This window comes from Arthrobacter pityocampae (assembly GCF_002927275.1).
GTDB classification, from domain to species: Bacteria; Actinomycetota; Actinomycetes; order Actinomycetales; family Micrococcaceae; genus Arthrobacter_D; species Arthrobacter_D pityocampae.
The window spans coordinates 143,656-162,712 of record NZ_PRKW01000006.1 but is presented as its reverse complement, the minus strand read 5'-3'; the positions used below and the strand labels follow the sequence as shown (position 1 = coordinate 162,712).

Genomic DNA, 19,057 nt, shown 5'->3' with positions numbered 1-19,057 from the left:
GCTCAGGACAGCGCAGCCATGGAACAGCCCCGGACGCCCGACGACGCCTCGGACCAGCCGGGGGCCCCCGCGCAGACGCGCTCCGAGCCGCGCCGCCCGCTCGCGAAGCGCTGGGTGGCGCTGCCCCTCGTCGCCGCTGCGGGGCTTGCCCTCGCCGTCGGGGTTCTGCCGCCGTCGATCGGCGCCTCGTCGGACACCCCGTCGTCGTCGAGCACTGTGTCGGCCGCGGCGACCCTCGCGCCGTCGTCTGCGCCCTCCGCAGCGGAGACTGTCCCCGCGCCCAAGGCATCCACTCCGGCGCCCGGTCCCGCCGCAGCCAAACCGACTGCGTTGTCCTTCCCCGCAGCCAAGATCGACATGGCGGTCCTACCGCTCACGCCGAGCGAGGCCGACCTCGCCACGCAGACCCTCGTCCCGCCGCTCACCATCGACGCCTACTGGCTGACGTCCTACGGGATCCCGGGCGCCGGGTCGAACAACACCACCTACATCGCAGGCCACAGCTGGGACGGCAGGGACGCCCCGTTCAACGCCCTGAGCGAAGAATCCCTGGTCGGCGCGGAGTTCACGCTCACCGTTGAGACGGGCGACCTCACCTACGTCGTCGACTCGGTGACCACCCACGACAAGGACACGCTGAAGGACAGCGACATCTGGAACATCGTTCCGAACCGCGTGGTCCTCATCAGCTGCTACACCGAGGACCCGTGGGGCAAGAACGTCGTCGTCACGGCGATGCCGAAGACCGCCTGAGGCTTCCCGCCGCCCCGCACTGCTGCAGAGCCGGGGGATCGGCCCCGGTCCGGGGGAACGCCGCCACGGGTCTGGGCACCCGCCGCGGCGGCCCACCCGGAAGCGGCGGCCCACCCGGAAGCGGCGGCCCACCCGGAAGCGGCCGCCCCCATCCGGTCAGGCGAAGTGCTTCGGCAGCGTTCCCTCGTGAGCCTTGCGCAGCATGTCCAGCGGCAGCGTGAAGTAGCCCTGCACGTCGAGTGCCTGGTTCTCCGTGTCCACCACGCCGATCCGGATGGTGGGGAAATTCCGCGCCGTGCACATGTCGTTGAAGCGGACCTCCTCGGAGCGGGGGACGCTGACGACGGCGCGGGCCTGGCTCTCGCTGAACAGTGCGGTGAACGCGTCGATGCCGTCGCGCTCGCACAGCTCGTCGAGCCCGATCCGCGCACCGACGCCGAACCGCAGCGCCATCTCGCTCAGGCCGGCTGCGAGGCCGCCCTCGGAGAGGTCGTGGGCGCCGTCGATCATGCCGTCCCGCGAGCAGTTGACGAGGATCGCCGCGAGCGTCTTCTCGGCAGCGAGATCGAGCGCCGGCGGCTGCCCGCCGAGGTGTCCGCGCAGGTTGGCCCACTCGGAGCCGTCCAGCTCGTCCGCCGTCGTGCCCAGCAGGTAGATGGCCTGCCCGTCCTCACGCCAGCCCGACGGCGTGCGCCGGGCGACGTCGTCGAACACGCCGAGCACGCCGACCACCGGGGTGGGGTGGATGGCGACGCCGCCGGTCTGGTTGTACAGGGAGACGTTGCCGCCGGTCACGGGCACGCCGAGTTCCTGGCAGGCGTCGGCGAGGCCGCGGACGGTTTCGGCGAACTGCCACATGACCTCGGGGTCCTCGGGGGAGCCGAAGTTCAGGCAGTCGGTGACCGCGAGCGGCTCCGCGCCCGACGTCGCCACGTTCCGGTACGCCTCGGCGAGCGCCAGGCGCGCCCCCTCGTAGGGGTTGAGGTAGGAGTAGCGGCCGTTCGCGTCCGTGGAGATCGCGATGCCGAGGCCGGTCTCCTCGTCGACGCGCACCACGCCGGCGTCGTCGGGCATGGCGAGGGCCGTATTGCCCTGCACGTAGCGGTCGAACTGGTCGGTCACCCAGTTCTTCGCACACATGTTGGGGGAGGCCATGAGGTCCAGGACGGCCTCGCGCAGGTCGGCGGGCCGCTCGGCGGCGGGGGAGGCGGTGAAGGCGTCGGCCTGGACGCCGTCGAGCCACACCGGCCGGTGGTACGGCCGCTCGTAGACGGGGCCTTCGTGGGCGACGATGCGGGGGTCGACGTCGACGATCTTCTCGCCGTCCCACTCGATGATGAGCCGGCCGGTGTCGGTGACCTCGCCGAGCCAGGAGTACTCCACGGCCCAGGTGTCCATGATCGCCTCGAACGCCGCCACGTTCTCGGGCGTCACGACGGCCATCATGCGTTCCTGCGACTCCGACATCAGGATCTCGCCGGGGGTGAGGGAGGGGTCGCGGAGAAGCACGTTGGTGAGCTCGACGTGCATGCCGCCGTCGCCGTTCGAGGCGAGCTCGGACGTCGCGCAGGAGATGCCCGCCGCACCGAGGTCCTGGATCCCCTCGACCACGGACGCCTTGAACAGCTCGAGGCAGCACTCGATGAGCACCTTCTCGGCGAACGGGTCGCCCACCTGGACGGCGGGACGCTTGGACGGTTTTGAGGAGTCGAAGGACTCCGAGGCCAGCACCGAGGCGCCGCCGATGCCGTCGCCGCCGGTGCGGGCACCGAAGAGGACCACCCTGTTGCCGGCACCGGACGCGTTCGCGAGGCGGATGTCCTCGTGGCGCAGCACCCCGACGGCGAGGGCGTTGACGAGCGGGTTGCCCTGGTAGACGGCGTCGAAGACCACCTCGCCGCCGATGTTCGGCAGCCCGAGCGAGTTGCCGTAGCCGCCGATGCCCGCGACGATCCCGTGCACGAGGCGCGCGGTGTCCGGGTGGTCGATCGCGCCGAAGCGCAGCGGGTCCATGACGGCGACCGGGCGGGCGCCCATCGAGATGATGTCGCGGACGATCCCGCCGACGCCCGTGGCCGCGCCCTGGTAGGGCTCGACGAAGGAGGGGTGGTTGTGGCTCTCCACCTTGAACGTCACGGCCCAGCCGTCCCCGATGTCGACGACGCCGGCGTTCTCGCCGATGCCCACGAGGAGGTGCTCCTTCATGGCCTCGGTGACCTTCTCGCCGAACTGGCGCAGGTGCACCTTGGACGACTTGTAGGAGCAGTGCTCGCTCCACATCACCGAGTACATGGCGAGCTCGGCGGCCGTGGGCCTGCGCCCGAGGATCTCCTCGACGCGCCGGTACTCGTTCTCCTTGAGCCCGAGTTCCGCCCAGGGGAGCGCCTGGCCGGGGGTGGCCTCCGCGTTCGCGACCGTGTCGATGTTGAAGGTCCGGGACGTTGTCTGTGCAGTCACTTAGCCCACCAGTTTCTTGAGTACCGAGGTGAAGATGCCGAGCCCGTCGGTGCCGCCACGGACCCCGACGTCGCCGCGCGCCGAGGAGTCGGGGCCGAAGCCCGCCTCGACCGCGTGCTCGGGGTGCGGCATGAGCCCGACGACGTTGCCCGCGATGTTCGAGATGCCCGCGATGTCACGGCGGGAGCCGTTCGGGTTGCCGTCGACGTACCGGAAGACCACGCGTCCCTCGCCCTCGAGCTCGTCGAGGGTGCGGTTGTCGGCGACGAACTGCCCGTCCTGGTTCTTGAGCGGGACGACGATCTCCTCGCCGTCCGCATAGTCCGCGGTCCAGAAGGTGCCGGCGTTCTCGACGCGCAGGCGCTGGTCGCGGCAGATGAAGTGCAGGGAGTTGTTCTTGATCATGGAGCCGGGCAGCAGGTGCGCCTCCGTGAGGACCTGGAACCCGTTGCAGATCCCGAGCACGGGGAGGGCGTTCGCCCCGCCCGACGCCGCCGCCGTGATCTGCTCCATGAGCGGCGCGAAACGGGAGATGGCACCGGCGCGGAGGTAGTCGCCGTAGGAGAAACCACCGGGGATGATGACGGCGTCGACGCCCTGCAGGTCGTGGTCGCCGTGCCACAGCTGGACGGCGCTGCCGCCGGCGAGGCGGACGGCGCGGACGGCGTCGCGGTCGTCGAGCGAGCCGGGGAACGTGACGACGCCGACCCTCACGCCGTCGAGCGCGCGGTCAGCGCCGGCGGTGGCGGGCTGGGGGCCGCCGATGAGCGGGGTCTCGAGGTCGGAGGCGGTCACTGGCCGTCCTCCTCGATGACCTCCACGCGCGTGACGTCCTCGATGACGGGGTTGGAGAGCAGCGTGGTGGCGGCGTGGCGGGCCTGCTCGAGGATCTCCTCCGTGACATCACCGTCCACGGTCAGTTCGAAGCGCTTGCCCTGGCGGACACCGGCGAAACCGGTGAGGCCGATCCGAGGGAGTGCTCCGGCGATCGCCTTACCCTGGGGGTCGAGGATCTCGGGCTTGGGCATGACGTCGACAACGATCCGGGGCATCCGGCAACTCCTGTGCGTGAGCGGCAAGTGCTGGGGGTTCCAGCATTAAATGCAGTAGCCCGGAAGTGCCGTCTCACGCCGCATCTGGGTCGATACCGGCGCTCCGCGAGCTTGCCGTCCAAGTCTAGCGGGGATTCCCCGCAGGCCCGTGCGGGCCCTGCTGTCCGCACGGCCGTCCGTAAAGCCCACCCGACGGGCCCGGACGGTGGGGATGGCCGCATCTGCCCACCGGCCAGACCGAGTCGGCGGGCAGATCCGACCGTTCCAGGCCCGACGGCGTCGCTGACCTACTGCGCGCCGGGTGCCCCCAGCAGGTCCTTCGCGCTGTTCCAACGTGAGATCTGGCAGCCGTCCGTCAGGGCGAACGATCCCGTCACGGCGGTGCCGTCGAGCTCCCCGGTGATGCTCGCGGTCTGCGGGCCGCCGTACTGCTGGGTGCACGCCACGTCCTTCCGGGGGCGTGCGGTGAAGAAGGCGGTGCCGAGCCGCGCGAGGGACGCGCAGGCGGCGTCGGCGTTCGGGTGCGTGGTCGCCGGCCCGGGCGCGCCGTCGACGCATTCCAGGACGTACTGCACGGGCTCCGAGGAGGCATCCTGCTGGACGGAGATGGTCAGCAGGGCGTTCGTGGAGGCAGGCGGGGTGGAAGCAGGTGGGGTGGTCGGCGTTGGTGTGGAGGGCGCCGGGCTGGAGGCAGGCGGGGTGGACGACGCCGGGCTGGGCGCGGCGCTCCCGTCCTGCGCTGGGGTGGAGGACTGCACGGCGGTCTCCTGATCTGTCGGTTCGGTGGTCGGCCCGCCCTGGGTGCAGGCGGACAGGGCGAGGGCGAGTGCCACGAACGGCACCAGGGCGCGCAGGGCGGCCCTGTGCGTACGGCAGACGGCCGGCGTCGGATCGGTGCTGGTCATGGCGTCCCCTTCGGCTGGCTCCCCAGCGTAGCGGCTGGGGGCAGCACGATGCGGGACGACGGCGCGGTCCCGCCCGTCCCGCTGGGGTGTGCGGCAGCGCCCTGCCCGGCACGGGGTTGTGCGGTCCAGTACGTCTAGGGAGCGTCCAGCGCGGCGTCGAGCAGTTCGAGGAGCTTCGCCCGGAGCGCCTGCGACTCCTCGGCGAACCCCCGCTGCAGGCGCACGTACTCGGCCTTGCCCTCGGCCGTCTCGATCGCGATCGGCGTGTAGCCCCACGCCGCGAGGTCGTACGGAGAGGCGCGCATGTCCATCGTCCGGATCCGCCAGGACAGTTCGAAGCAGTCCATGACGATCTCGCTGGGCAGCAGCGGCGTGAGCTTGTACGCCCACTTGTACAGGTCCATGTTGGCGTGGAGGCAGCCCGGCTGCTCGAGGTCCCGCTGCGTCTGGCGCGTGGGCGCGTGCTCGTTGAGGGGCACCGCCTCCGGCGTGTAGAAGCGGAAGGCGTCGAAGTGCGTGCAGCGGATCCGCGCGGAGTCGACGACGCCGTCGGTGCCGTCCGCCCCCAGGCGCAGCTCGAGGTAGTCGTGGCGGACGCCGTTGACGGCCGACCGGTACGCCATCGCCCACTCGTGGAGCCCGAAGCAGCCGAACTGCGCGGGCCGCGCCGCGGTCCGGCCGAGGATCACCCGGGCGAAGGCGATCGCCTCACGGCGCTCCTCGATGAAGCGCTGCGCATCCACCCGGACCCCGGCGTCGTCGGCGGCGTAGTACTTCCAGCCGGCGCGCTCGAGCGCGGCCGGTCCGGCGAGGACGACGGCGGCCCCCGGGTGCCAGCGCATGAGCTGACCGGGTTTCTGGGTGTAGTAGGTGAAGAGGAAGTCCTCCACAGGATGCCGGGCGCCGTGGGACCGCCGCTCCAGATAGGGGCCGGCGAAGCGTGCCACCCGGTCCCGGTGCAGCTGCGCGCGGTCCTGCCATTCCGCTTCGGGGAGGCGGATCGACGGGCGGGGCATTGTTCCATTATCACCCGGCCTGCCGTTCGTAAACCTCCTGTGAAGTTTCTGGGGATTGACCCGCGATCCCTCTGGGCAGGGTGTGTTGCCTCGGGTAAGTTTGTGCTCGCTGTGGCGTCTGTGAGCGTCATCACAGGGATGGGGTCCCATACGGGAGACCACGGCATCGGGGGAACGGCTTCGGTCGGTCCGCACTTTCACGAGAGGCACTACCTTCCTATGACACAACGGAGAAATGCCGGGCAGGGGCGCGCCAGACTGCGCACTGCCGCGGCGATCGTTCTGGGTCTGCCGTTACTGGTCACATCGACGGCTGTGGCACCTGCTGCGTTCGCGGCCCCCGGGACGTCGGTGGCGCCGCAGAAGGCGCCCGCCAAGGACCTGGACCCGGCGCAGTTCCCGGCCGGCAAGTACATCGTGGTCCTTGCCGACAAGCCGGTCGCCACCTACGAGGGTGGCGTGCAGGGCATCGCCCCGACGAAGCCCCAGCCGGGCAAGAAGCTCGACGCCGAGGCACAGAACGTCCAGCAGTACTCGAAGTTCCTCGAGACCAAGCAGCAGGAAGTCGCCGCGGCCGAGAACGTCGAGGTCGACCGCACGTACACCGCGGCGATCAACGGCTTCGCCGCGGACCTCAGCGCCGAGCAGGCCATCGAACTCGCCAAGAGCGACAAGGTGCTCATGGTCGCCCCCGACGTCGAGAACGCCCCGGACTACTCCACCATCGACTTCCTCGGCCTCGACGGCAACAAGGGAGCCTGGAAGACCCAGTTCGGCGGCAAGAAGAACGCGGGCAAGGGCACGGTCGTCGGCGTCATCGACACCGGCTACGCCCCCGACAACCCCTTCTTCGCCGGCAAGCCCGTCAAACCCCTCCCCGGCAACTCCAAGCCCAAGGTGGGCGAGCCCTACCGCGACGCCGACGGCAGAATCGCCATGCTGAAGGCCGACGGCACCACGTTCGCCGGTGACTGCGAGGTCGGCGAGGACTTCGACGGCAGCCTCTGCAACTCGAAGGTCGTCTCCGCCCAGTACTTCGCCGAGGCCTTCATCGCGACCGTGCCCGCCGAGAACCGCGCCCCCGAGGAAGTCCTCTCCCCGGTGGACATCGACAACCACGGCACCCACACCGCGAGCACCGCCGCCGGCAACGCGGGCGTCACCCAGACCGTCGACGGCCGGGACTTCGGCGTCTCCGCCGGCGTGGCCCCCGAGGCGAAGATCTCGGTCTACAAGACGTGCTGGGAGGACAAGGACCCCAACACGGGCGGCTGCTACTCCTCCGCCGCCGTGGACGCCATCAACCAGGCCATCCTCGACGGCGTCGACGTGCTGAACTACTCGATCTCGGGCAGCACGACGACGACGACTGACCCCGTCTCCCTGGCCTTCCTCTCGGCCACCTCGGCGGGCATCTTCGTCGCCGCCTCGGCCGGCAACTCCGGCCCCACAGCCAGCACCGTGAACCACGGCGCCCCGTGGATGACCACGGTCGCCGCGAGCACCTTCAACTACGAGCTGCAGGGCACCGCCGAGTTCTCGGACGGCACCAAGTACCGCGGCGCGTCGATCATGCGCACCGGCGTTCCCGCCAGCCCCGTCGTCCTCGCGGCGAACGCGGCCGCGGCCGGCGCGGTCAGCCCGAGCCTGTGCGGCCCCAACACCCTCGATCCCGCGAAGGTCGCCGGCAAGATCGTGGTCTGCGACCGCGGCGTCGTGGATCGCACCGCCAAGAGCGCCGAGGTCAAGCGCGGCGGCGGCGTGGGCATGATCCTCGTCAACCTCGTCGACTCCTCGACGGACACCGACCAGCACGTCGTCCCGACGGTGCACGTCAACGCTCCCGAGGCTCTCGAGCTCAAGGCGAAGGTCGCCGCGAACCCGGCCATCACCGTCGCCCTGAAGCCCACGGACACCACGGGCAAGCCGCTGCCTCCCACCCCGCAGATCGCGGGCTTCTCCTCCCGCGGCCCCCTGCTCGCCACCGATTCCGATCTGCTGAAGCCGGACATCACGGCTCCCGGCGTCGCCGTCCTCGCGGGCGTCTCCACGGTCGGGTCCAAGGGCGCGCAGTTCGGGTTCCTCTCCGGGACCTCCATGGCATCGCCCCACATCGCGGGCTTCGCCGCGCTGGTCCTCGCCAAGAACCCCGCCTGGTCCCCAGCCGCCGTGAAGTCGGCCATGATGACCACCGCCTACCCGCTGAAGACCGCCACCGGCGGCGTCGAGACCGACGTCCTCGCGGTCGGTGCGGGCCACATCAACCCGGCCAGCGTCCTCAACCCCGGGCTCGTCTACGACCAGACCGTGGACGACTACCTGCGCTTCATCCAGGGCACCGGCGTCGATCTCGGCATCAAGGAGATCAAGGCCGTCGCCGCGAAGGACACCAACGTGCCGTCCTTCGCCCTCGGCAACCTGACCGGACGCACGGAGGTCACCCGCACGGTCACCGCCGTCACCCCCGGCCTCTACCGGGCCACGGCCAACGTCCCCGGCGTGAAGGTCACCGTCACCCCGGCGGTCCTGAACTTCAGCGCCCCGGGCGAGAAGCGGACCTTCAAGGTCTCCTTCGAGAACCAGAGCGCGCCGTTCGGCACGTTCGCGGCCGGGTCCCTGACCTGGTCCGGCCAGGGCACCACCGTCACCTCTCCGGTGGCTGTGCGCCCGCAGGCGGTCAAGGCTCCGGCCGAGGTGGCCTTCACCTCCCCGGGCCCCGATGGCAGCGGCTCCTTCGATGTCACCTCGGGCACCAACACCCCGATCAAGATGACCCTCGACGGTCTCTCCAAGGCGGATTCGACGCCGATCAACCTCGAGGTCGGTGCTGAGACCACCAAGGAGGTCACCGTCCCCGCGGGAGCCCCGGTGGCGAAGTTCTCCGTCCTGTCGAGTGACCCGACGGCCGACTTCGACATGAAGATCATCCTGCCCTCTGGCGCGGCCCAGGATGTCGCGACCGCCGATGCCAGCGAGACGATCACCATTCCGAACCCGGCGCCGGGCACGTACCGGATCATCGCCAACCTGTACGCCAGCACCGACAACCGGCCCACCGCCGGCACCATCGACGCGGCGGTCCTGAAGACCGAGAACAACGCGACGCTGACCCCCAACCCGCTCGCCCTGGCGAACGGCAGCACGGGCAAGGTGAACCTCGCCTGGCAGGGCCTGGCCGCCGGCTCCTACGTGGGCCGCGTGACCTACGCCGGATCCTCGGCCGTGACCTACGTGACGGTGGTCGTGGGCGGTGCCGGTGAGGCACCGGCCGCAGCCCAGGAGCCCACCGCCGGCGCGGCGGACAAGCTCCTGACCGGTCCGCGGGAGGCCATCACCCCCACCGGGAACAAGTAACACCCGCTGAAGGACAGGCAGAAGGCCGGTGGATTCATGATCCACCGGCCTTCTGGCTGTGCGGCGCCGCTCGGTCCGCTGCTCCAGCCCACTGTCCAGGATCATGGAGTGGGACCGTCTGGACATGCCCACTCGACGAGCGCGGCCGGTGGGCAGACGGTATCCCCGGCGTGCGGGCGGCCCGGGCCGGTGGGCGGACGGCGTTTCCGGGGGTCGTCCGGCTACGGGTAGGAGTGTTGGGTCAGCGGCCCGTCCCGGCGTACACCGTCGCCGTGCTCTCGCCGTCGAGCTCGAAGGCGGCGTGCACGGCGCGCACCGCGGTGTCGAGCAGCTCGGCGCCGGTGACCACGGAGATGCGGATCTCCGATGTCGAGATCATGTCGATGTTCACGCCGGCGTCGGACAGGGCGCGGAAGAAGCGGTAGGAGACGCCCGGGTTCGAGCGCATGCCGGCGCCGATCAGCGAGAGCTTGCCGATCTTCTCGTTGTAGTCGACCGATTCGAAGCCGACCCGCTCGCGCGCGCCGTCGAGCGCGGCGAGGGCCTCGGCGCCGTCCACGATGGGGAGGGTGAAGGAGATGTCCGTGCGGCCCGACCCGTGGGTGGAGACGTTCTGCACGATCATGTCGATGTTCGTGTTCGCGCCGGCGACGATCCCGAAGATCTCGGCCGCCTTGCCGGGGATGTCGGGCACGCCGACCACCGTGACCTTCGCTTCGGAGCGGTCGTGCGCGACGCCGGAGATGATGGGCTGTTCCAAGGGTTCTCCCTCTTGAATCTTGATCTGGTCGTCGGGGCTGGGCAGCACCCAGGTGCCCTCGTTGTGGCTGAAGGAGGAGCGGACGTGCAGTGGCACGCCGAAGCGTCGCGCGTACTCGACGCAGCGCAGGTGCAGGATCTTCGCCCCCGACGCCGCCATCTCGAGCATCTCCTCGCTGGAGATGGTGTCGATCTTCTGTGCCGACCCCACCACGCGGGGGTCGGCGGTGTAGACGCCGTCGACATCCGTGTAGATCTCGCAGACGTCCGCGTCGAGCGCGGCGGCGAGGGCGACGGCGGTCGTGTCCGATCCGCCGCGGCCGAGGGTCGTGATGTCGTTGCTGTCGCGGCTCATGCCCTGGAAACCGGCGACGATCGCGACGTCGCCCTTCTCGATGGCCGTCCGGATGCGGTGCGGGGAGACGTCGATGATCCGCGCCTTGCCGTGGATGGCGTCCGTGATCATGCCGGCCTGGCTGCCGGTGAAGGACTGCGCGGAGGCGCCGGTCGCGTGGATCGCCATGGCCAGGAGGGCCATGGAGATGCGTTCACCCGCGCTCAGGAGCATGTCCATCTCGCGGGCGTCCGACGACGCCGGGCTCACCTGCCCGGCGAGGTCCAGCAGCTCGTCCGTGCTGTCGCCCATGGCGGAGACGACGACGACCACCTGGTGCCCGGCGGCCTGGGTGTCGACGACCCGCCGCGCGACGCGCTTGATGCCTTCGGCGTCGGCCACCGACGACCCGCCGAACTTCTGGACTATGAGGCTCATGCACTCGCTCACTGACGAAGGAGGACGGCGGCGTCAGCCGGCCGTGCTTGCTGGAACGGGCGGCAGCATCGGCGCCTGGGGGAGCGGAATCCGGATCCCACGCCCGTGCCAGTGTAGCGGCGGGGGATTCGTCCGCTCAAAGTCGGGTCCGAATAAGAACCTGCCGCGTTACGGCCCATACACTCCCGCGTCGCCTAATCTCGGAGCATGACCAACGACTGTGGGGGAATCGTCGTCGAGGGGGTCGCACGGAGCTTCGGCTCCGTGCAGGCCGTCCGCGATATCGATTTCGAGGCTCCGCCCGGGGAAGTGACCGCTCTGATCGGTCCGAACGGCTCCGGCAAGACGACCCTGCTGCTGATGATGGCGAGCCTCCTGGCCCCCGATCTCGGCTCCATCCGCGTGGCGGGGTTCGATCCCGTCGTGCAGCCCCGGGAGGTGCGGAGCAGTGTCGGCTGGATGCCTGACACCCTGGGCGCGTGGGAGTCACTGACCGCCCGGGAGGTCCTGACCACGATCGGCGCGCTCTACGGCATGAGCCGCCCGGACCGGACCCGGAGGGCCGGCGAACTCCTGGCGGCCGTGAAGCTCGACGCCTTCGGTGACCAACCGGCCCGCGTCCTCTCCCGCGGGCAGCAGCAGCGGCTCAGCCTGGCCCGGGCCCTGATCCACGACCCGCAGGTCCTGCTCCTGGACGAGCCGGCGTCGGGCCTGGACCCCGGTTCGCGGGTGGATCTGCGGTCGCTCTTGCGCTCCCTCGCCGCCGAGGGCAGGACCGTCGTCGTCTCGAGCCATGTCCTGTCGGAGCTGGACGAGATCGCCGACCGCGCCGTCTTCGTCAGCCGGGGCCAGTCGGTGAAGAGCCAGACGCTCGACGAGGCGGGCGGCCAGACCCGCCGCTACTACATCCAGGCCGAACCGATGACCGCCCTCGCCGCAGCCCTGCAGAGCCACGGCGTGCGCTTCGAGGCGCGCCGCGACTCGCGGCGCGAGGAGTTCCTCGTCCAGCTCGGCACCACCGCGGAGGCCTCCTGGCTGCTGCGCACACTGGTGATGGCCGACGTCGTCGTCACCGCCTTCGCACCCGCCGGCGGTGCGCTCGAGGAGACCTACATGAGCCTTGATACGGACAGACGATGAGCACAGTGACCGAACCCTCGACCCCCGACCGCGCACGGTCCGCGCCCTCGCTGCCCTTCACGACGGCGGTCCGCACCGTGTTCGCCCTCGAGATGAAGCAACGGCTCCGGGGCAGGGGCTGGTACTGGATGCTCGGCATCTGGTTCGTGGTGGTCGGCTTCATCTTCGTCCTCGGTCTCGGCGTGATCGGCGCCACCGATAACGAGGGCGGGATCCTCTTCGACCTGATCGTCGGCTTCGTCCTCTTCTTCGGACTCCTGGTTTCTCCCGGGCTCTCGGCGAACGCCGTCAACGGGGACCGCGCGGGCGGCACCCTCGCGATCCTGCAGGTCACCCTGCTGACGCCGGGGCAGCTGATCGCCGGGAAGTGGCTGGCCTCCTGGGCAGGCTCCCTCGCGTTCCTCGTCCTCAGCACCCCCTTCATCTTCTGGGCGCTGGCGCTCGGCGGGGTCACCGGCCAGGAGGCCGTGGTCTCGCTCCTGATGCTCGCCGTGGAACTCGGCATCGTCTGCGCGATCGGGGTGGGCGTCTCGGCGCTCGCCAACCGGCCGCTCTTCTCCATCGTCAGCACCTACATGCTGGTGGCCCTGCTGGCGCTCGGCACGGTGATCGTCTTCGGGCTGAGTGCCCTGCTGGTGATGGAGGAGCGGACCATCACGTCCTCCTACTACACCTATCCGGAGTCCAGCCTGGACAGCATGGGTGCCCCCGAGCCCGGCGCCGAGCTGGAGTGCGTGACGCAGACCTCCCAGTCCGAGGTGCCGAACACGCAGTACATCACCTGGATCCTGGCCGCGAACCCGTTCGTGGTGGTGGCGGACGCCGTGCCCTACAACGTGGAGGATCTGCCGGAGCCCGAGACGGCCGGCCCCTACGGGCCCACCGGGGGGCCGTACTACACGCCCGGCGTCATGGAGACGATCAGCCAGGGGGTGCGCGCGGCGCAGGCCGGACCCGACACCGACCAGACCTGCGAGGAGGCGGCCCAGGCGTTCCGGCCGCTCCCGCAGGAGACGCCGGTCTGGCCGCTGGGGCTGGGGATCCAGCTGCTCCTGGCCGCCGCGCTCCTGCTGGGTGCCCGCCGGAAGCTGACGATGCCGGCCCGGCGTCTGGCGCGCGGGACGCGCATCGCCTAGGGGCTCCCTTCGGGGCCGTTCGCGTCAGGACATGACGCGGCGGCCCTCGAAGGCCCGCCCGAGGGTCACCTCGTCCGCGTACTCGAGGTCGCCGCCGACCGGGAGGCCGGAAGCGAGGCGTGTCACGGGGATGCCGATGGTCTTGAGCATGCGCACCAGGTAGGTCGCCGTCGCTTCCCCCTCCAGATTCGGGTCCGTGGCGATGATGATCTCCTGGATCTGCGCATCCGACAGACGGGCGAGGAGTTCGCGGATGCGCAGCTGGTCCGGGCCCACCCCCGCGATGGGATTGATGGCGCCCCCGAGGACGTGGTAGCGGCCGCGGAAGGAACGCGTGCGTTCGACGGCGATCACGTCCTTCGACTCTTCGACGACGCAGATCATGGACGCATCCCGGCGCGGGTCGCGGCAGATGGCGCACTGGTCCTGCTCGGCGACATTGCCGCAGACGCTGCAGAACTTCACGCGTTCCTTGACCGTGGTGATCGCCGTGACCAGGCGCTGCATGTCCTCGCCGTCGGCCTCCAGGATGTGGAACGCGAGGCGCTGGGCCGACTTCGGCCCGACCCCGGGCAGGCGTCCGAGCTCGTCGATAAGCTCCTGCACTGCGCCTTCGTACACGGTGTGTCCTCTTCTGCCTGTCGTGATGCTGATCCGATGCCGGATGCCGCACCCTCCCGCTACGTCAGCGGGAGGAAGCGCACCCTCCATTGTCCGCCCTCCCGGGGACCTGAAGCCCCCGGAGAGCGGGTGCGGCGTTACGCCCTGAGCGTGGGCGATCCGCAGCGGGCACCCGCTACTGGCCGTCGATGCTGCGTTCCTCGACGAGGCGTCCGTTGAGGATGCGCTCGATCGCGGTCCGCCCAACGAGCCCCGATTCCTCGATGGTCTCGTCGTCCGCGCTGGGCTCGTCCTCCACGAAGCGGAGATCGGCGACGCCCCGCGCCGCTGCCGCCTCTTCGGCGCGCTTCCGTTCGGCTTCGTCGAGCAGTTGCTGGTACCGGCTGACCGGCTTCCGCAGGACATCGCCGGTTGCGGGGCGGTCCTGACTGGCACCGCCACCGGGCGCGGTGGTGGGAGGCGTTGCGCCGGGTGCCGACCGCGTGGGGGCATCGCCTGCCCCGGGGGCTGGCGCTGCGAACCTGGGGACGACGGCGGTCCTGGGCTGGGCGGGCGACGTGGTGTGGGCGAAGGGCGGCTGAGGCGCTGTCCCCGCATCGGTGCCGTCCGTGCCGGGAGCAGGGGTGTGCGTCCTGTCCCCGGCGGCGGTGGTCGGGGGTGCCGTGTCCGGCGGGCTCCAGATGACGGAGCGGGACGCCGCCGGCGCGGGGGCCGGGCTCGTCGCCGCTCCCTCCGGTGCAGCGCGCGAGCCGGATACGGAAGGGCCCTGGGGTGCAGGGGCACGCTTCGGGCTCCGGGGGTCCGGGCCGCGGCCGTCCGTCGTGTCGGGTGCCGGGGCCGCTTCCGCGGTCCCACGGGGTCCTGTAGCGCGACGGGCGAAGGGATCTTCCGGGACGGAGCCCCAGCCCGGACCCGGGTCGAAGGCTTCCTCGGGCGGTTCGACGAGGGCCCAGGAGTCATCCGACATGGACGGGTCCCAGGCGCTGACGCTCTCCGTGCCGGGTTGTCCCGGGGCAGACGCCGCTCCGGACGCCACGCCCGATGCAGGGCGCCCGGCCGGGCGCGTGTCACGGGAGGCGCCGGCGTTGGGTGCTGGAGCCTCGGCGCGGTTCGGCACGGGTGCGTCGCCGCGGGTGTCGCGTGCTGCTGGTGCGGCAGGGGGCGCGGTCGTGCCCGCGCGCTCGTGCTCCTCAGTCGCTGCCGGGCGGATGCCGGAGGGCTGCCCGGCCTGCAGCGTCGGCGGGACGGCGGCTGGTGCCGGGCGGACGGTATCCGGGGTACCCGCGGTATCTGCGCCGTTATGACCTGGGGTGTCGCTCGTGACCGGTTGCGGTGACTCTGCGGTCGGTGCGGCGGTTACCTCCTCGGTGTCCGTGCGGTCCGAGGTGGGTGCGTCGCCGGCGGCCGGCCGAGCTGCGGATGCAGTCTGCTGGTTCGCGTGACCGGCACGGCCTGCGACCGACGCCGGACCGGGGGGAGGATCGTCGGCCGACGGCGTCGAGGTCTCCGCCGCTCCGGCGTCACGCATCCCCGAGCCCGTGAGCGAGGAGGGCGCCGGAGCAGCGGCCCCGGTGCCATGCGCCCCGGGGCTGGCGGGCGAGGACGGCGCGGGAGCACTTGCCCCGGCGGCCGGTCGACCATCCTCCCGAGGGGCCGACGGATCGCTCGCGCGACCCGGCGCCGATGAAGCAGGGCCCGGGCTGCTACCCGGGCCCGCCGTGCGGGCCGGTACTTTTGGGCCCGACTCACCCGCCCCGCCGGCGTCGTGGACCGCTTCGATGGAGCAGGTGAGGCCGAGGACCTTGTGGATCGCCTGCTTCAGGTTGTCCATGTGGGGCCCACGCTGGAACCCGATCGCGTTGCCCTGGTTCACGAAGGCGAGGACCAGCTGGTTGCCCTCGAACGACCGCGGCTTGGCCGAGACGTTCACGATGAGCCAGGTGGCGCGCTTGATCTGGGCGACCTCGTCCATGATCTCGGGCCAGGCGCGCCGGATCATCTCGACGTTGCCGCCGGACGCAGCGGGCTGCTGCTGCCGGCCGGCTTCGGGTCGCCGGGCTTCCTGCTGCGGCTGTGCCGGACCGCCCGAAGCCTGCGCCGGGTGCTGCTCCTGTCCCGCGTCCGGCTGCCGGCCCGGTTCGCCGGTGAGGTGCTGCCCGGGAGCGCCGTCGGTCCGCTGCCCCTGGCTGCCCTCGTGGCCCTGCGACTGTGGAGCCCGGCCACTCCGGCGACGCGCTCCGTCGTCGACGACGGCGGCCTGATCCGACCGGCCCGTTTCCGGCATCGCGACCGGCCCGTCGGGCCCGCGCTCCCCAGCAGCCGGGCGCTCGTCGCGGACTCCGTCGCTCGCCGAGGTGTCCGGCGTGGAGGCGTCGGGCCTCGGGGCGCCCAGCATCGGGGCCGTCGAGGCGGACCCTGCAGCGTCCCGATCGCGGTCGGTGGTCCCGGTGACCGGAGTGCGTGCCGCATCCGGTGCGGACGGAGAGCCCGCTGCGTCCGGCGCACCCGCTGCGTCGGCAGTGTCCCGGGCGCCAGGAGCAGCGGTGGCCGGCGCACCTGACGTGCCCGACTCGCCCGGGGCGCCCACACCTCCGGGAGTGACTGCGGGGGCGCCCGGCGTCGTACCCGGAGCTCCCGCCGCGGGACGCGGCGCTGCCGCCTGCGCCTCGGGCTCCGGGGCCGCGAACGCGGACGGAGTGGAGACGCCCCAGTTGCCGCCCCAGTCGGGTGAGGAATCCGCCGCAGGCGTGCCCGGCTGCCTGGCTGCGGCAGGGACGGCGGGGGACTGTGCGGCGGCGGCTGCGGGTACGGCGGGCCCGGCCGGATCGGCCACCGGCAGCGACCAGCGGGCCGCGGCCTCCTCCGCGGTCCGGGGGACGCCGTCGAGCCGCGGACGCGGAGGCTTCGATGGTTCGGCTGCGGCGACCGGTGCGGCGTCGGGTTCGACGCCGTCGGCAGCTGGCGTCCCCGCGGCGTATTCGAGGCGGCGCTCGATGCGGTCCACCCGGGCGAGCGTGCCGCGCACCGAGGCATCCGCCGCCGGGAGCAGCAGGCGTGCGCACAGCAGTTCGAGATGCAGCCGCGGCGACGTGGCGCCGGTCATCTCGTTCAGGGCGGCGTTGGTGACGTCGGCGGCGCGGGACAGTTCGCCGGCGCCGAGCTGGGTGGCCTGCGTGCGCATGCGGTTCAGCTGGTCGTCGGGCACGCCGCGCAGGATCGACGCGGCACCTTCGGGGACCGCGTTGATGACGATCAGGTCGCGGAACCGCTCCAGCAGGTCCTCCACGAACCGCCGGGGGTCGTGACCGGTCTGGATCACGCGGTCCACGGCGTTGAACACCGTCGCGGCGTCGCCGGCGGCCACGGAGTCGACGACGTCGTCGAGCAGGGTCGCGTGCGTGTAGCCGAGGAGTGAGACGGCGAGCTCGTAGTCGAGCCCCGTCTCGCTCGCGCCGGCCATGAGCTGGTCGAGCACGGACAGGGAGTCACGGACGGAGCCGCCGCCGGCGCGGACCACGAGCGAGAGGACGCCCGGGGCGACCGGCACGTTCTCTTTCCGGCACAGCAGTTCGAGGTAGGCCATGAGGGGTTCCGGCGGGACGAGCCGGAAGGGATAGTGGTGCGTCCGCGAGCGGATGGTGCCGATCACCTTGTCCGGCTCGGTGGTCGCGAAGATGAAGAGGATGTGCTCCGGCGGCTCCTCCACGATCTTCAGCAGGGCGTTGAAGCCTGCCGAGGTGACCATGTGGGCCTCGTCGATGATGAAGATCTTGAACCGGTCGCGGACGGGGGCGAAGGTGGCGCGCTCGCGGAGGTCGCGGGCGTCGTCGACGCCGCCGTGGCTCGCGGCGTCGATCTCGATGACGTCCAGGCTGCCCGAACCGCCCCGGGCGAGTTCGACGCAGCTGTCGCACACGCCGCACGGCGTGGAGGTGGGGCCCTGTGCGCAGTTGAGGCAGCGGGCGAGGATGCGCGCCGAGGTGGTCTTGCCGCAGCCGCGGGGCCCGGAGAACAGATAGGCGTGGTTGATGCGGTCCTTGTCGATGGCCGCCATCAGGGGTTCGGTGACATGCTCCTGGCCGATGACGTCCGCGAAGGTCTCGGGGCGGTAGCGGCGGTAGAGGGCTGTACTCACGGAGAAACCTTATCGGTTGGTACTGACGGTGTGCATGCCGGTCCGGCGGCGGTGGAGAACAGGACAGCGGGCTCGACCACCCACGGGTGGTTTGGCAGCCGCCCCGGATCGAACACCGCGAGGGCCGCGTCCAGACTCCCGCGGGGAAGACCGAGCGAGGCCAGGATCTCGTCCAGGACCGCGGCCGCCGACGAGCCCTGCCCGGCAAGGTCCTCCAGTGTCACAGCGCCGTCGCGCTTTGCCAAGCGGCGGCCCCCGGCCGTGACCGCCAGGGGGACATGCGCGTACGTGGGCGACGGGAGACCGAGCAGGGAGGCGAGGTAGGCCTGCCGGGGGGCCGAGTCGAGGAGGTCCTCGCCCCGCACCACCTGGTCGATGCCCTGGGCCGCGTCATCGACGACGACGGCGAGGTTGTAGGCGATCACGCCGTCGTTCCGCCGCAGGACGAGATCGTCGACCGGCGCCGTGACACGCCCGGCGAGCAGGTCCTCGACGGTCCAGCTGTCGACGGCGGAGCGCAGCCGCAGCGCGGGGCGGCGCTCCAGCCGACGTCGTGCCCGCTCGTCCTCGCCGAGGGACCGGCACGTGCCGGGGTAGAAGCCGGGCCGGCCGTGCGGTGCGCTCGCCGCCTCGGCGACGTCGCGCCGCGTGCAGAAGCACTCGTAGGCGAGGCCCCGGGCCATGAGCTGCTCCAGCGCCGCGGTGTAGCGGGGGACGTGCTCGCTCTGGCGCAGGACCGGCTCGTCGGAGGCGAGACCCAGTGCCGTCAGTTCGGCGAGCTGCTCCGCCTCGGCACCGGCGCGGACGCGGACGCGGTCCAGGTCCTCCACCCGGATCAGGAACCTGCGTCCGGTGGAGCGGGCGAAGAGCCACGCGAGGACGGCCGTGCGGAGGTTGCCGACGTGCAGCTGGCCGGAGGGGCTGGGGGCGAAGCGGCCGGCGCCCGTGTCTGCCACC

13 protein-coding genes are annotated in these 19,057 nt (G+C 71.4%); 4 read left to right on the top strand and 9 right to left on the bottom strand.

What is annotated here, in order from left to right; all coding sequences use genetic code 11:
• The first annotated feature begins 18 nt into the window (after nt 1–18).
• Nucleotides 19–753: a class F sortase gene (locus tag C4K88_RS14700; protein WP_104122382.1), complete on the top strand. Its 735-nt coding sequence runs from the start codon at nt 19–21 to the stop codon at nt 751–753.
• Nucleotides 754–909: 156 nt separating this feature from the next.
• Here the strand turns inward: C4K88_RS14700 and purL are convergent, their stop codons facing one another.
• The 5 genes from purL to C4K88_RS14675 form a co-directional block, all read right to left on the bottom strand.
• On the bottom strand, nt 910–3,210 hold the full coding sequence (gene purL, locus C4K88_RS14695) for a phosphoribosylformylglycinamidine synthase subunit PurL (RefSeq protein WP_104122381.1): 2,301 nt from the start codon (nt 3,208–3,210) through the stop codon (nt 910–912).
• On the bottom strand, nt 3,211–4,005 hold the full coding sequence (purQ, locus tag C4K88_RS14690; RefSeq protein ID WP_438502355.1) for a phosphoribosylformylglycinamidine synthase subunit PurQ: 795 nt from the start codon (nt 4,003–4,005) through the stop codon (nt 3,211–3,213).
• Nucleotides 4,002–4,262, bottom strand: a complete 261-nt coding sequence (purS, locus tag C4K88_RS14685) for a phosphoribosylformylglycinamidine synthase subunit PurS (protein ID WP_104122380.1) — start codon at nt 4,260–4,262, stop codon at nt 4,002–4,004. Before purS ends, purQ begins: the two co-directional genes overlap by 4 nt.
• A gap of 287 nt (nt 4,263–4,549) precedes the next feature.
• Nucleotides 4,550–5,167, bottom strand: a complete 618-nt coding sequence (locus tag C4K88_RS14680) for an SSI family serine proteinase inhibitor (RefSeq protein ID WP_104122379.1) — start codon at nt 5,165–5,167, stop codon at nt 4,550–4,552.
• A 134-nt stretch (nt 5,168–5,301) separates the two neighbouring features.
• The gene (locus tag C4K88_RS14675; RefSeq protein ID WP_104122378.1) at nt 5,302–6,183 is read right to left on the bottom strand and encodes a 3-methyladenine DNA glycosylase; all 882 of its coding nucleotides are present in this window, start codon (nt 6,181–6,183) and stop codon (nt 5,302–5,304) included.
• A gap of 219 nt (nt 6,184–6,402) precedes the next feature.
• Here C4K88_RS14675 and C4K88_RS14670 point away from each other — a divergent pair, with 219 nt between their 5' ends.
• Nucleotides 6,403–9,537, top strand: coding sequence for a S8 family peptidase (locus tag C4K88_RS14670; protein ID WP_104122377.1), 3,135 nt, complete (start codon nt 6,403–6,405; stop codon nt 9,535–9,537).
• 241 nt (nt 9,538–9,778) lie between these two features.
• Here C4K88_RS14670 and C4K88_RS14665 read toward each other — a convergent pair whose 3' ends face one another.
• Nucleotides 9,779–11,068 carry an aspartate kinase gene (locus tag C4K88_RS14665; RefSeq protein ID WP_104122376.1) on the bottom strand — a complete coding sequence of 430 codons (1,290 nt, stop codon included), beginning with the start codon at nt 11,066–11,068 and terminating at the stop codon, nt 9,779–9,781.
• 207 nt (nt 11,069–11,275) lie between these two features.
• Here C4K88_RS14665 and C4K88_RS14660 point away from each other — a divergent pair, with 207 nt between their 5' ends.
• Entirely contained in the window at nt 11,276–12,208 is a 933-nt protein-coding gene (locus C4K88_RS14660) for an ABC transporter ATP-binding protein (protein WP_104122375.1), read from the top strand.
• Nucleotides 12,205–13,344 carry an ABC transporter permease gene (locus C4K88_RS14655; RefSeq protein WP_104122374.1) on the top strand — a complete coding sequence of 380 codons (1,140 nt, stop codon included), beginning with the start codon at nt 12,205–12,207 and terminating at the stop codon, nt 13,342–13,344. The genes C4K88_RS14660 and C4K88_RS14655 overlap by 4 nt, the downstream gene beginning before the upstream one ends.
• A 24-nt stretch (nt 13,345–13,368) precedes the next feature.
• Here the strand turns inward: C4K88_RS14655 and recR are convergent, their stop codons facing one another.
• The 3 genes from recR to gluQRS all read right to left on the bottom strand — a co-directional run bounded on the left by recR (nt 13,369) and on the right by gluQRS (nt 19,056).
• A complete protein-coding gene (recR, locus tag C4K88_RS14650) occupies nt 13,369–13,965 on the bottom strand; it encodes a recombination mediator RecR (protein ID WP_104122373.1) in 597 nt (198 codons plus the stop codon).
• 175 nt (nt 13,966–14,140) lie between these two features.
• Nucleotides 14,141–18,100: a DNA polymerase III subunit gamma and tau gene (locus C4K88_RS14645; RefSeq protein ID WP_104122372.1), complete on the bottom strand. Its 3,960-nt coding sequence runs from the start codon at nt 18,098–18,100 to the stop codon at nt 14,141–14,143.
• Nucleotides 18,097–19,056, bottom strand: coding sequence for a tRNA glutamyl-Q(34) synthetase GluQRS (gene gluQRS / locus C4K88_RS14640; RefSeq protein ID WP_104122371.1), 960 nt, complete (start codon nt 19,054–19,056; stop codon nt 18,097–18,099). The genes C4K88_RS14645 and gluQRS overlap by 4 nt, the downstream gene beginning before the upstream one ends.
• Between the last annotated feature and the right edge of the window lies 1 nt (nt 19,057).

Bases quoted from the DNA above. Each gene is read 5' to 3' on its own strand.
- C4K88_RS14700 (WP_104122382.1), top strand. From the start codon at position 19: ATGGAACAGCCCCGGACGCCCGACGACGCCTCGGACCAGCCGGGGGCC.
- purS (WP_104122380.1), bottom strand. From the start codon at position 4,262: ATGCCCCGGATCGTTGTCGACGTCATGCCCAAGCCCGAGATCCTCGAC.
- C4K88_RS14680 (WP_104122379.1), bottom strand. From the start codon at position 5,167: ATGACCAGCACCGATCCGACGCCGGCCGTCTGCCGTACGCACAGGGCC.
- C4K88_RS14675 (WP_104122378.1), bottom strand. From the start codon at position 6,183: ATGCCCCGCCCGTCGATCCGCCTCCCCGAAGCGGAATGGCAGGACCGC.
- C4K88_RS14670 (WP_104122377.1), top strand. From the start codon at position 6,403: ATGACACAACGGAGAAATGCCGGGCAGGGGCGCGCCAGACTGCGCACT.
- C4K88_RS14665 (WP_104122376.1), bottom strand. From the start codon at position 11,068: ATGAGCCTCATAGTCCAGAAGTTCGGCGGGTCGTCGGTGGCCGACGCC.
- C4K88_RS14660 (WP_104122375.1), top strand. From the start codon at position 11,276: ATGACCAACGACTGTGGGGGAATCGTCGTCGAGGGGGTCGCACGGAGC.
- C4K88_RS14655 (WP_104122374.1), top strand. From the start codon at position 12,205: ATGAGCACAGTGACCGAACCCTCGACCCCCGACCGCGCACGGTCCGCG.